Source organism: Bartonella eidoli (assembly GCF_036576145.1).
Classification (GTDB): Bacteria; Pseudomonadota; Alphaproteobacteria; order Rhizobiales; family Rhizobiaceae; genus Bartonella.
On the sequence record NZ_JBAFWX010000003.1, the window covers coordinates 151,638 to 165,020 of the forward strand.

Genomic DNA, 13,383 nt, shown 5'->3' on the forward strand with positions numbered 1-13,383 from the left:
AAGTTTTTACTTCAATTCACAAAGAATTTCATAGGGAGATGTCCTACCATGGCAAATAGTAAAACAGTAGAGAATGGCAAAAAGTCAGAATCAGAAGAAGAAAAAGGTCTACAAACACAATTAGAAAAATTACAAAATGAAATTTCGTCAATCACTTCATCCTTAGCAGATCTTGGGGCAGATAAATTGGGTACTGCGAAAGATGAAACTAAAAAATTATATCACTCAATGAAAGAAAATGGTGAAGAAATGGTATCTCAAACGAAAGAAAACATAAACAACTTTGGAGAAGCCTTAGATAGATGTGTCCGCAAAAACCCTAGTAAAAGTGTTCTTTTTGCAGCAGGTTTTGGCTTTATTCTCGCTCAGTTATTGCGTCATTAATAAATGAATATGTTTATCGCTCCTCTTTTAACTCATTTTATTGGTGAAGAATTCAAAAGCACCATCAAGCAAGTGCGCTTTCAAGCATTTAGCTTTTTGCTGATTGGAATTTCACTTTTGATATCCTTGATATTTTTGTGTGTCATGGGCTTTATCGCATTATGTTTGGTCATGCATCCTCTTGCAGCAGCCAGCACAATGTTTTTTATTTGGCTTTTTCTTGCCATATTCGGTGTCTTTGTTAGCCGCATTTTCACAATTTATCAGCGTAACTATAAGAAAAAAAAGCTAGAGGAACAACGGCATAAACTTGTAACGGATGTAACCCTTTCTGGGATTGGGCTTTTGATGAAACAACAACATTGTCTCAAATTGAGCGCTCCAATTCTTGGACTTGCAACCTATTTTTTATGGAAAAAAGAAAAGAAATAGCGCTCCTCTTAACATGAAGCATTTTTATCCTTCTACTTTTTCCCCCTAATGTCCTCTCTCCATTTTGAGAGAGGACATTTTTTTAACGCTCTCTCTTATGGATCGAACAACTTCCATGCATTTATTGCACCACAGACAGCAAATTAAACCTAGAAACCACTAGCTCAATTTAATGCAGAATCTACTCCACAGCTATCCCCTATACACAATAAAGCCAAGAACAAAAATATGGTTGCAGAGATTATTATCCGATGATCGTTTTCGTTATTGTACATCTATTGAATAAACTATTTTCTCAATGAGGAGAGCATAGTTTTCATATCTGTATATAAAAAATGTACCACACTTCATTAACTAAAATCTTCATCATACTTCAATGAGCATCACCAAGCTCAAGCCGCATCATGATGTGCAATAACATCAATCATTTCTGTTACAACAGTATCAAGAACTTTTGGATCATCCCCTTCCGCCATAATGCGAATGACCGGCTCAGTTCCAGAAGGACGAATCACCAATCGTGCTTTTTTTCCCAAACATTGAGTTGCCTGATTGATTTCCATTTTGACTTCATTCTTTTTCAATACATTTTTATTTTTAATTGAAACATTTTTTAAAATTTGAGGGACAGGCTCAAACCGTTTACACAAATCACTCATAGAGCATTGTCTTTCTCGCATACAAGATAAAACCTGCAAGGCAGCGACCAATCCATCACCGGTTGTCCCAAAATCACTCAAAATAATATGTCCAGAAACTTCACCCCCGACATTGTATCCCCCTTTACGCATCGCGTCCACAACATAGCGATCTCCAACATTTGTTCGAACAAGTTCCAACCCTTTACCAGATAAAAAGCGCTCAAGCCCAAGATTTGACATAATTGTTGCCACAACGCCCTTGCGTTTTAAACGTCCTGTTTTGTGCCATTGTTCAGCAATGACAGCAATCACCTGATCCCCATCAATAGTTTGGGACTTTTCATCAACAAGCAAAACACGATCCCCGTCTCCATCCAGAGCAATCCCTACATCTGCACGCACTTCATGAACTTTTTGTTTTAAAGAGGTCAGATCGGTTGAGCCACATTTTTTATTAATATTCAACCCATTCGGCTCATTATTGATAGCAAACACTTCGGCCCCTAATTCCCACAAAGCACGCGGCGCCGCTTTATAAGCAGCACCATTTGCGCAATCAACAACAATCCGCACAGAATCTAACCCAAAATCGCGTGGCAAAGTCCGTTTAGCATATTCAATATAACGATAAATATCTCCTTCAACCCGTTTTGCGCATCCAATCTCTGTAGAACTAGCTAAATATTTTGAAAGATCGGTATCAATTAATTGTTCAATTTGTATTTCTACATCATCTGAAAATTTAAAACCATCTGGGCCAAAAAGTTTAATTCCATTATCATAAAATGGATTATGAGAAGCAGAAATCATCACTCCAATATCAGCGCGCAATGAACGGCAAAGCATAGCAACAGCAGGTGTCGGCATAGGACCTAATAAAAAGACCTCCATCCCAGCAGCAGTAAATCCTGACACCAAAGCATTTTCTAACATATAACCAGATAAACGTGTATCCTTACCAATCACTACACGACGTGACTGACGTTTTGATCTAAAAAAAACCCCCACAGCCATCCCAACTTTCATGGCAAAATCTGGCGTCATGGGAAAGAAATTGGCTTTGCCTCGAATTCCGTCTGTGCCAAAATATTTTTGTGGCATTTTTATTTCCTTTATATACACATCTTCTTCAAGGGCTCCAACAGAATTAAAGCAATACCCTCGCTCAATTGATAGAAACAATTATATTTTTTCACGCCTTTAAGCCAGCATTAAAAAATATTGTATATACCACTCTAAAAGAACTCTTTGCTTCTATCGCGATCACAAACGCCCCACCAAACACGTTCTCTGTATTATACAGCACTAAATATTCTGTATATTTATAAGTCTTTAAACGATCCACTTAAGCATAGCATATTACCATACTCCACTTAAAAGATATCATTGACGCTTTTTACTTATACAAACACTTTTAAATATATCGAAATACAATCAACAAATAAGCCTATAACCCTTTTAAAAGAAAGTTTTATACAAGACAGTCCCCAAAATGCTTTTCTCAAAGCAATCTACCGTTCATTTTTACCTATTTTTTAAATATTGCTGTAATTTTTAAATATTTATTTAAAGGTGCAAGCAAAGCCTGCACCTTTTTTTCAAAAAATTTATACCAACATTTTTAAAAGAACACTTTCATTTAGACATTACATTCTAATGGGACAGTTTTCATGATTCTTCATGTTGATTGTTATTTTTCTTTTCATCATGCTTTTCACTTATTTCAGGAGCATCCTCTTTTTCATCTTTCTTTTCCACGCTTCGCGTTTTTTTCTGCTGTCCATTAGAGTTTGTCCCTTTTTCTTGAGAATGAGCAGATTTTGTAGTTTCTTTCTTATTTTTTGTCTCTTCTTTATCCTCTTTTTGTTCAGCTACTTCTTCTACTTTATCAGGCTCGCGCTTAGATGATCTTGTTTTTGGAACCGATGAAGTACGAACAGAAGAAGTTTCATCTTTTTGCGATCGTGAAGGAGGCTTTCCTGAAATAACTTCATTAATTTCAGCTCCAGTTAACGTTTCATATTCCAATAAACCTTGAGCAAGAGCGAACCATTCTTTCTTTTTTTCTTTCAGAATTTTTGTAGCATTTGCATATGCGCCATCAATAAGCTTACGCACCTCAGAATCGATCATACGTGCCGTTTCCTCAGAAACATTTTGCGTCCGAGCAACAGAATGTCCTAGAAACACTTCATCTTGATTATCGCCATAAGCAACATTACCAAGGATATCAGAAAATCCCCATCTGGTTATCATGGCCCGAGCTAATTTTGTTGCTTGTTCGATATCTGACGAAGCCCCGGAAGTGATATTTTCCTTTCCAAATTTCAGTTCTTCCGCCACTCTCCCCCCCATCATAATAGCAAGGCGAGAAATCATCCACCGATAGCTCATAGAATAGCGGTCACCTTCTGGCAATTGCATCACCATACCCAAAGCCCTACCCCTTGGTACGATTGTAGCTTTATGCACAGGATCAGCAACAGGAACATTGAGAGCAACAATTGCATGTCCTGCTTCGTGATATGCCGTCAGTTCTTTTTCTTCTTGCGTCATAGCGGTGGACCGGCGTTCAGCACCCATCATCACCTTATCTTTAGCATCTTCAAATTCTTGCATAGTCACGACTCTCTTGTTACGACTAGCAGCCATAAGAGCAGCTTCATTAACAAGGTTCATCAAATCAGCACCGGAGAACCCTGGAGTTCCTCTTGCTAAAACTTTGAGATCAACATTCGGAGCTAATGGCACATTACGTACATGAACTTTCAAGATTTGTTCGCGCCCAGTCACATCAGGATTTGGCACAACAACTTGTCGATCAAAACGGCCAGGTCTTAACAAAGCAGGATCAAGCACATCAGGACGGTTTGTAGCAGCGATAAGAATAATGCTTTCATTGGGCTCGAACCCATCCATTTCAACAAGTAACTGGTTTAAGGTCTGCTCTCGCTCATCGTTTCCCCCTCCCAGTCCTGCACCACGATGACGCCCAACAGCATCAATTTCATCTATAAAAATAATACAAGGCGCATTTTTTTTAGCCTGTTCGAACATATCCCGTACACGGCTTGCACCAACACCAACAAACATTTCTACGAAATCTGATCCTGAAATGGTAAAGAACGGAACATTTGCTTCACCAGCGATAGAACGCGCCAGCAAAGTCTTTCCAGTTCCTGGAGGACCAACCAGCAGGACACCCCTTGGTATCCGCCCACCTAAACGTTGAAATTTTTGTGGTTCTCGTAAGAACTCAACAATTTCTTGTAGATCTTGCTTTGCTTCCTCCACACCAGCAACATCCTGGAAAGTGACACGTCCCTGAGCTTCATTAAGCAACTTTGCTTTTGATTTTCCAAATCCCATCGCACCACGCGATCCGCTTTGCATTTGCCGCATAAAGAAAATCCAAACCCCAACGATAATGAGCACAGGAAGTAAAGAAAATAAAAGATTAAGGAAAATATTATTTCCAGAGCTTTCAGGAATAGCCTTAACATCAACATTTCTACTTTCCAACTTTTGTACCAAACTTGGATCTCGTGGAGCATAAGTTGAAATAATTCTGTATTCAGAGGTTTGTCCTGTTAATTTCTGACCTTGAATGGTCACGGACTTAATCTCATTATTCTCGACTTTTTTCAAAAATTCGGAATAGGATATCTCTCCTCCTCCCGAACGCTGGCTGTCTCCATTAAAAAGAGAAAATGACACAATCAAAACTAATGCAATAACTCCCCAAATGAGGAGAGATCGATAATTGGAATTCATATTAGGTCCACTTAATCATATACAGATTCTTAAAATTTCCCTTAGCATATAACCTTGTCAGTTTCTTGCCAAGATATTGAGAAGATGTTTATCATACTTTAAAGTACTTTTTCTTTATCTTTTTATCTCTATATTAAAAAAAGATTCAATAACATTAAAAAGAACTGTGTCTTCATATGACAAAAGCCAATCAAAAGGCGCCATAATCCGTTTTATAATAATATTTTTTTTCTGTTGCAAAACAGCTTGACAAGTTAACTCTGGAACATCAATGCCTGTGTTATTTGAGATCATCAAAAGCGATTGCAAAGAAGGAAAATGGGGGCGTTCAAGATTCAATGTACCACTTTTGAACAAAAACTTCAAATATCCTAAATCAGCGGCTCCAATTTTTATGATATCGCCTCCATGATTAGTCACTTGATAGCGCCCATCCCATAAACAAGTTTGTCCTGGCTCAACAACGACTTCTTTAATATTTCGAGATTCGCGCCAAAGAGTAATTCCGCTTTGACTATAATCAATAACAGACCCAGCCAAAGTAAAGCGTTTCTTTTGGGCAGCAGAGAGGCACAATTTTTGATCAAGAAGCATTAATTTTTTATGGGGAAGTAAATAAGAACCTCCCCCCATAAGCACTGCAAAAAGCCCAACAACGAAAGAGAAACATGGATGTTTGTGTAAGAATGGTTCAGGATTTCCAATAAAACAGCGCCCATAGTCGACAGAAATATCTAAAGCTAAAATCAAATCTGCAACATTTTTTGCCTGTTGACGACGTTTAAGTGTCGCTTCATTGATCTTTTTAGCAATATCAGTCATTTTGGTTTGATGAAGAGAGCGGCGTACACGCACGCGTTCAAAATTGATATCCTCATTTGTTGGATCATCGATCCATGTTTTTCCATGAATATGTAAATACGCACGCAATGTTTTACGCTTTACCCCAAGGAGAGGACGAATTAAACGAACTGTTCGGCGTAATAAAGCCTCCCGTGGGATACATGATAAACCACGTTCGCAAATCAATAAATAGCCATTTTTTGCAGATGTTGTCGTAAAAATTTTTTCGTGCAAAACTTCAAAAGATTCTTTGGGTAAAATGTCTAAATTCCTTTGAACCCGTTGGTTGCGCATCTGATAAGTTTCAATCTGATCATTAAGCGTGTGCCCCGTCATAATAAGTGTTGCGCCTTGCTTGCGCGCTTCTTTAAAGAGAAGATCATAACGGGCAATACGTGCTTTTTCTGCAATATGCGTCGTAGGCTTTTTTCCTTCCCACCTCACAATGACATGCTTAATATTATGAACACGACAAATTTCTGCAACATCCTCTGCTTCACGAGCTGATTCTCTACGCAATTTATGATCAACGGTAACAACAATAACTTCTGGGGGAGAAGACAGAGTTCTTAAATGATCTCTAACCAAAAATAATAAAGCTAACGAATCACTCCCCCCCGAAACTGCAAGAATCAACTTTTGGCACTGAATGAAGTCTGATGTTTTAAAAAGGTTTTTTGCTAATTTAATGATCACCGCGAATGACCCCACTCCTTTTCGAAAGGTTTACAAAAAAACTTCCAGAATTTTAGAGCTGTTTTATTTTTTTGCAGAAAGAGCACACTCCGTTTTACTTTGATCAAAAGCATTTCTCCCCTTATTGCTCATTTTATCAAAGTTTAAAAATCGCAGAAGATATTTTTACATCATAGTATTAAGAAAAACACCCACCCCTGCATGATAGACAGCACACTTATTCCAACAAAACTTTTTCTAATCACAATAAATAAACAGCGTTTAAAAGCCTTTTTGATACAAATTTTAAAGCATAAAAGGTTTTATTAAATTCAGTATGGATGAAAATTATAAACTCTTTATAGAATATTTTAAAGATAGCATAAATATTTTTATCTTGATTTTCTTCAATACGCCTTGGTTGCTTATCATGCATCTCTTTTAAGCCACTTTCATGGCAACAAACTTATACAAAAGAAACGTTATTGCGACCATTTATAGTAGATGGCTCTAATTTAAATATTTTACAACTCTTAAATCTTCATTCAAACAAAAATTACCCAAAGGACAAGAATGAAAAGAGGCATCTTTTTATCAAAAAACGAGTAAAACTTCTTTTTAGTATCTTTAATACCACTATATATGAAAACCGTTTATATGATATGCAAAATATCCTTCTATCCATAATTTAAAAAAAACCTCTTACATTCCAAAATCATTTTTGATTTTGTGTCGCCACGGCTCGCCATAACTTAAAGGGAAAAAACCCCACCTTGAATGGAAAAATTTTATTGTAAATAGAAAATGCATATATCCCCTGGTAGAATGCTCTGACAAAAAAGCAAAACACGCCATCAAAGATAAAAGAAAAACAGCTTTCCTCTTTTGTCTTGCAGAGACACAAGCACTTTTATTTTTTCAAAATATAACCTCGTAGTCCATCTTTTCCCATCATAAAGTCTAAACTGCCGCGGCTAACCCCTCTTACTTTTGAGCCATCATTGTAATGATTAGCGAACATTAATTGTCGTCACGGCACGGCGATTTTGATTCCAGCATGAAAGATCATTACACACTGCAACAGGTCTTTCTTTTCCATATGAAATTGTGCTCATCCTCTGTGCAGAGACACCAAGAGAAATCAAATAATCACGAACAGCAACAGCACGACGTTGGCCAAGCGCTAAATTATACTCACGTGTACCGCGCTCATCAGCATGACCTTCAATGACGATGGAATAAAAAGGATGACGAAGCAACCATTCCGCTTGACGAGTCAAAATACGCTGAGCATCAAGTTCAATAGAGGAAGAATCAAGACTAAAAAAGATGCGATCTCCAACATTGACAACAAAGTACTGTTGTGGATTTTTAGTCTCATCTTGAAAATCAGCATGTCCAAAAGAGCTTTTCACATCGGGAGCAAAATTAGTATGTTTTTTCACACAACCAACCAAAAACAACGAGAGAAATAAAATCATTGCTGATGTATGAAAGATAATATTTTTGACAGAACTCATATACTGTTTCTCCTTATTTTCACATCAACTTTTCTCTTCAAAAATGATCATATTTATGAAGATAAAACATTCTCTATTTTTTGTTAACTACAATTTTGCCCGCAATCTCTCATTACCATGCATGAGCTATATACACATCCTCTGCAGCATAAATCAGCCTGTTTATGCATCATCCTGACGGCTTTTTTGTAATGCATTCAATTTTGCAAAAACTTTATCGGCATCGAAATTTTTATTAAAATCTTGTTCATCATCATCATGAAAAGAAACATTTTCTGTAATTGACGCCGGAAGTAAAGATCTATCTGCTTCAGTAGAGACGGAATGGTTTTTTGTCACACGCTGAAGCTCGATATCCAAATCAATTTGTGAACATAAACCAAGCCCTACAGGATCTAAAGGAACCAAATTAGCACTATTCCAGTGGGTCCTGTTACGAATTTGTTCAATAGTTGCCTTTGTTGTACCAATCAATCGTGCAATTTGAGCATCTTTTAACTCAGGATGATTGGTTACCAACCATAGGATACCATTCGGACGATCTTGACGCCGAGAAAGAGGAATATAACGAGCACCTTTGTATTTTTTCTCGGGGATATGAACTCTTGATTCTGAAATTTTTAAGCGTGCGTTTTTATCAGCCTCCACACGTGCAATCTCACTACGTGTCAACTGTCCGGAACTAATTGGGTCTAAACCTTTAATACCGTAAGCAGCTTCACCATCTGCAATAGCTTTTACTTCTAGCACATGCAATTTACAAAATTCTGCAATTTGCTCAAAAGAAAGTGCGGTATTATCAACTAGCCAAACAGCTGTCGCTTTGGGCATCAAAAGTTGCGTTGCCATCTCCTAATATCCTTTGTATTCGCCTTTTAAAAGACAGATTCCATCCCCCTGAATGGGGTATTTTATATGCTAGACCCTATCCACCCGCTCCCAATAAAGCAAGAAATAAACCAGTTTTGCTAAAACTTTCGTTTCATTATAGCGTGATTTTTGATTGACGACAAGATATCTGTCTTACTTAATAATGATGCTTAAGAGAGCATCTTTACCTTTAATATGAATCTTTTTATAAAGAATCATATTTGATCTATTGAAATTTAAAATACAATGCGTTGATTGATATATTTGTCCCATCGCAAAATGTTTAACCGTCTCAATTGAGGAAAAAGCCCGAAAACTGAAAGGAAAGCCCCATGGCAGGCCATTCACAATTTAAAAATATTATGCACCGTAAAGGACGCCAAGATGCAGTGCGCTCAAAAGTATTTTCTAAGCTTGCACGTGAAATTACAGTTGCAGCAAAACAAGGCTCTCCTGATCCAACGATGAATCCACGCCTCAGGCTCGCAGTGCAAAACGCTAAGGCACAATCAATGCCGAAAGACAATATTGAACGAGCGATTAAAAAAGCTTCAGGAAATGATGTCGAACATTATGATGAAGTGCGCTACGAAGGATATGGTCCAGGAGGGGTTGCAGTTATTGTCGAAGCATTAACAGATAATCGCAATCGCACAGCTTCAAATGTACGCGCGGCTTTTACAAAATCAGGTGGATCACTAGGAGAAACAGGATCCGTGAGCTTCATGTTTAATCGAATTGGTGAAATAATTTATAAACTTGATGCAGGAACAAATGATAGCATTATGAATGCAGCCATCGAAGCAAGTGCTGAAGATGTACTCTCAGAAGAAGATGGACACCATATTATATGTGCATTTGAAAATATCGGAGAAGTCTCAAAAACACTTGAAGAAAAACTTGGAGAAGCAGAATCAATCAAAACTATTTGGAAAGCCAACACTCTTACCGCAGTAGATGAAGAAAAGGCTGTATCAATTTTACGTCTTATCTCGACATTAGAGGAAGATGATGACGTGCAAAATGTTTATGCCAATTTTGATGTCAGTGATGAAGTCCTAGCAAAATTATCTGCATAAACCTCCATACTCTCACCTATGAAGTGAAAATACTCATACCAACGCATATGATCTTTTTTTATATTCTCTATACAATCACTAACTCGATAAATATATCTCTTTGTTTTTCCTCAAGAATGAAAATATAAAATCCCCGCAACGCGGGGTATTTCATTTATTATTCACATTGATACCATTTGAAATAAAAACTTCAAATGTGCATTTCTTAAATTGTTATCCAGAAAGTTTGCATCGCAGATTGTAAACAAGAAAAACTGCAATATAAAAAATTGGACACTAACTCAGATAAGCCTTTATAAACTGCCATTTTATAAATAAACGCATAATTACTTTGATATGACTCTCTGTAATTCATTGATTTTATTTAAAAGTTTTTTTACTTTTTACTAAGCAATGGTGACCAAGCTGGATCAGATGCATCATTTGGTGTAGGCAATTGACGTTCATTGCGCCCTGTAATATCAATCGTATAAATTTTAGGCCCCATGCCTGGATCCTGACGAAAAAACATTAGTACGCGGCCATTGGGAGCCCAAGTTGGTCCTTCATTATGAAATCCTGTGGTTAATATCCGTTCTCCTATTCCATCAGGATGCATAACACCTATAGAAAATTGCCCATCAGCTTGTTTTGTAAAAGCGATGTAATCACCACGTGGGGACCAAATAGGTGTAGAATAACTATTTTCACCTGAAGAAATACGCTGAATATTACTTCCATCTGCATTCATTGTATAGAGTTGTGGTCTTCCACTGCGATCCGATGAAAAAACGATTTTTGTTCCATCTGGAGAATAAGAAGCTGACGTATCAATGGCTGAAGTTGTTGTAAGCCTCGTCATCGTACGCGTACGCAAATCCATGGTATACAGATTAGCGCTGCCGTTATTTTGCAACAAACTCATAATCACTTTCTGCCCATCAGGAGAGAAACGCGGTGCAATTGTCATATTATTAAAAGTACCGATCAATTCCCTTTGTCCAACTTCAATTTGCTGAAGATAAACATGAGGCATTTTGTTATGCCCATAAGCCATATAAGTAATTTCTTGTCGTTTAGGGGAAAAGCGCGGTGTAAGCACCAGTTCACTACCATTAGAAACATAAACCAAATTCGCTCCATCTTGGTCCATAATCGCCAAACGTTTTACACGCGCATTTTTGGGTCCTGTTTCATCAATAAAAACAATTCTTGTATCAAAATAACCACTTTCCCCTGTCATTTCACTGTAAATATCATCAGAAATCATATGTGCAACACGCCGCCAGCGTTCTGTCGCTGTATAAAAGCGCCGTCCTTTAAGTTGCCGACCCCCAAAGACATCCCATAAACGAAAATCGACTCTCAATCGCCCATCTGCTTCTCTAATAATTTGTCCCATTACCAGACCTTGTACATCCATTTTTTGCCACTTAACAAAATGTGGCTCACTATTGAGATCAAGGTTTTGTTGAGAAATATCAGAAAAAGATGCCTTATCAATTGGTAAGAAAAGTCCCGACCGTTCAAGATCTGCTGTAACAACAGCGGCTATTTTTACTCCCAAAGAATCGTTAGAAATAAAATCCATAATTGCAATTTTAATGGGATTAAAATCAGCATTAGAAATAGTACCTTTCAATTGTGCATGAGCAGGTGAAAACCCTGAAAAACACAAAGATGCAACGATAATAAACCAAGAAAACAATGTACATCTTATCATAACCATAACGGAGAATATCCTTTATATTGAAGAGAAAAAATATATTCGTACCTCATTGGATTACTCTTGCAGAGGATCAACATTAAAATCAAAACCTTGCCCCCACAAATCATATTGATCTCGTGGAAGATCTGTATAAGGTTGGCATGAGAAAACAGCCGCATATACCTGTCTCATCATAATAGCCTGCTGGCTCGTCTCACCACTTAATGGATCAATAATCGGATTTCCCATAACCATTCCTTCACGATTTAAGTAAAATCGCAATCGCACAATCGGACGATTTTTTAAATCTCCACCAAGAGCAACAAGTTTAAGTTTTTTCTGAATACACGTACCAGCAATATTAACCAATGTTTGTGCCATTTTTTCAAGATCGCCAATATTTTTACGCTCACCAAAAGCTTCTGGTTCACTAGAACGCTTTGCTCCCCCTCCGTTTGTACGAGCACGATTTAGTAATTTTTTTTCTTCTACTGCTAAAATCTCTTCAATTGTTTGTCCATTCGTTTGTTGCTGCTGTTTTTTTGCAACTTGCATATTTTTCGCCATAGGTTGTGGAATGACTTTAGGCTTAAACTGTGGAAGAGGAGATTTTTCAGGCAATTTAATTTCTTCATTTTGTTGACGTGATGACGCTTTTTCTTCAGGTATTTTTTTTACCATTGGCATTGTTTTTTTCTGTGATATTGCCTCCCCACGCTGAACACTCTTTGAAGATACTTCAGGAGTTATCCCTGGCATAATCTTTTTAACAACTTCTCGTGGAGCTTGTGAAGATGCCTCTGATGCAACTTCATCATCAACTTTCTGTTGAGCTTTTGAAAATTCTTCTGGCGCACTCTCGTTATCAACTTCCTGCGGAGCTTCTGAAAATGCATCAAACGTAATCTCTTCAGGCACTTCCTGAGCATCTTCTGAAAATACCTCTGGCATGACCTCATCAGGCACTTCCTGGGCATCTTCTGAAAATACTTCCGGCATGACCTCATCAGGCACTTCTTGGGCACCTTCTGAAAATACTTCCGGCATGACCTCATCAGGCACTTCCTGGGCATCTTCTGAAAATACCTCTGGCGAAGCATCCTGGGAAGCTTCTGGAGACGCCTCTGGCGTGACCTCTTCCTCTTGAGGAACATCCTGGGAAGTTTCTGGAGACGCCTCTGAAGTGACCTCTTCCTCTTGAGGAACATCTTGGGAAGTTTCTGGAGACGCCTCTGAAGTGACCTCTTCCTCTTGAGGAACATCTTGGGAAGTTTCTGGAGACGCCTCTGAAGTGACCTCTTGGGGATCATCTTGCGGAACGTCTATCATCTCCTCTGGTATGACCTCTTGAGGAACATCTTGGGAAGTTTCTGGAGACGCCTCTGAAGTGACCTCTTGGGGATCATCTTGCGGAACGTCTATCATCTCCTCTGGTATGACCTCTTGAGGAACATCCTGGGAAGTTTCTGGAGACACCT

The 13,383-nt window shown here is 38.0% G+C and carries 10 protein-coding genes; 3 read left to right on the top strand and 7 right to left on the bottom strand.

Going from position 1 to position 13,383, the window contains the following annotated elements; all coding sequences use genetic code 11:
• The first annotated feature begins 48 nt into the window (after positions 1-48).
• Positions 49-384, top strand: coding sequence for an ElaB/YgaM/YqjD family protein (locus V5N68_RS03220; RefSeq protein WP_332065744.1), 336 nt, complete (start codon positions 49-51; stop codon positions 382-384).
• A gap of 3 nt (positions 385-387) precedes the next feature.
• Complete coding sequence (locus V5N68_RS03225) at positions 388-816, top strand: hypothetical protein (protein WP_332065745.1); 429 nt, start codon at positions 388-390, stop codon at positions 814-816.
• A gap of 392 nt (positions 817-1,208) precedes the next feature.
• Here the strand turns inward: V5N68_RS03225 and glmM are convergent, their stop codons facing one another.
• From glmM to V5N68_RS03250, 5 genes are all read right to left on the bottom strand, one after another.
• On the bottom strand, positions 1,209-2,558 hold the full coding sequence (gene glmM, locus V5N68_RS03230) for a phosphoglucosamine mutase (protein WP_332065746.1): 1,350 nt from the start codon (positions 2,556-2,558) through the stop codon (positions 1,209-1,211).
• Positions 2,559-3,125: 567 nt separating this feature from the next.
• Positions 3,126-5,231: an ATP-dependent zinc metalloprotease FtsH gene (gene ftsH, locus V5N68_RS03235; protein ID WP_332065747.1), complete on the bottom strand. Its 2,106-nt coding sequence runs from the start codon at positions 5,229-5,231 to the stop codon at positions 3,126-3,128.
• Positions 5,232-5,345: 114 nt separating this feature from the next.
• Entirely contained in the window at positions 5,346-6,770 is a 1,425-nt protein-coding gene (tilS, locus tag V5N68_RS03240) for a tRNA lysidine(34) synthetase TilS (RefSeq protein WP_332065748.1), read from the bottom strand.
• A 989-nt stretch (positions 6,771-7,759) separates the two neighbouring features.
• The gene (gene pal, locus V5N68_RS03245; RefSeq protein ID WP_332065749.1) at positions 7,760-8,269 is read right to left on the bottom strand and encodes a peptidoglycan-associated lipoprotein Pal; all 510 of its coding nucleotides are present in this window, start codon (positions 8,267-8,269) and stop codon (positions 7,760-7,762) included.
• A gap of 162 nt (positions 8,270-8,431) precedes the next feature.
• Entirely contained in the window at positions 8,432-9,118 is a 687-nt protein-coding gene (locus tag V5N68_RS03250) for a DUF1013 domain-containing protein (RefSeq protein ID WP_332065750.1), read from the bottom strand.
• Positions 9,119-9,471: 353 nt separating this feature from the next.
• Here V5N68_RS03250 and V5N68_RS03255 point away from each other — a divergent pair, with 353 nt between their 5' ends.
• Positions 9,472-10,218: a YebC/PmpR family DNA-binding transcriptional regulator gene (locus tag V5N68_RS03255; RefSeq protein WP_332065751.1), complete on the top strand. Its 747-nt coding sequence runs from the start codon at positions 9,472-9,474 to the stop codon at positions 10,216-10,218.
• Between the two features lie 376 nt (positions 10,219-10,594).
• Here the strand turns inward: V5N68_RS03255 and tolB are convergent, their stop codons facing one another.
• Complete coding sequence (tolB, locus tag V5N68_RS03260; protein ID WP_332065752.1) at positions 10,595-11,926, bottom strand: Tol-Pal system beta propeller repeat protein TolB; 1,332 nt, start codon at positions 11,924-11,926, stop codon at positions 10,595-10,597.
• A 54-nt stretch (positions 11,927-11,980) separates the two neighbouring features.
• Positions 11,981-13,381, bottom strand: coding sequence for a cell envelope integrity protein TolA (gene tolA, locus V5N68_RS03265; RefSeq protein ID WP_332065753.1), 1,401 nt, complete (start codon positions 13,379-13,381; stop codon positions 11,981-11,983).
• Positions 13,382-13,383 lie beyond the last annotated feature (2 nt).

What these genes read in the sequence shown, in the direction of transcription:
- V5N68_RS03220 (WP_332065744.1), top strand. Translation starts at nt 49, where the DNA reads ATGGCAAATAGTAAAACAGTAGAGAATGGCAAAAAGTCAGAATCAGAA.
- V5N68_RS03225 (WP_332065745.1), top strand. Translation starts at nt 388, where the DNA reads ATGAATATGTTTATCGCTCCTCTTTTAACTCATTTTATTGGTGAAGAA.
- glmM (WP_332065746.1), bottom strand. Translation starts at nt 2,558, where the DNA reads ATGCCACAAAAATATTTTGGCACAGACGGAATTCGAGGCAAAGCCAAT.
- ftsH (WP_332065747.1), bottom strand. Translation starts at nt 5,231, where the DNA reads ATGAATTCCAATTATCGATCTCTCCTCATTTGGGGAGTTATTGCATTA.
- pal (WP_332065749.1), bottom strand. Translation starts at nt 8,269, where the DNA reads ATGAGTTCTGTCAAAAATATTATCTTTCATACATCAGCAATGATTTTA.
- V5N68_RS03250 (WP_332065750.1), bottom strand. Translation starts at nt 9,118, where the DNA reads ATGGCAACGCAACTTTTGATGCCCAAAGCGACAGCTGTTTGGCTAGTT.
- V5N68_RS03255 (WP_332065751.1), top strand. Translation starts at nt 9,472, where the DNA reads ATGGCAGGCCATTCACAATTTAAAAATATTATGCACCGTAAAGGACGC.
- tolB (WP_332065752.1), bottom strand. Translation starts at nt 11,926, where the DNA reads ATGGTTATGATAAGATGTACATTGTTTTCTTGGTTTATTATCGTTGCA.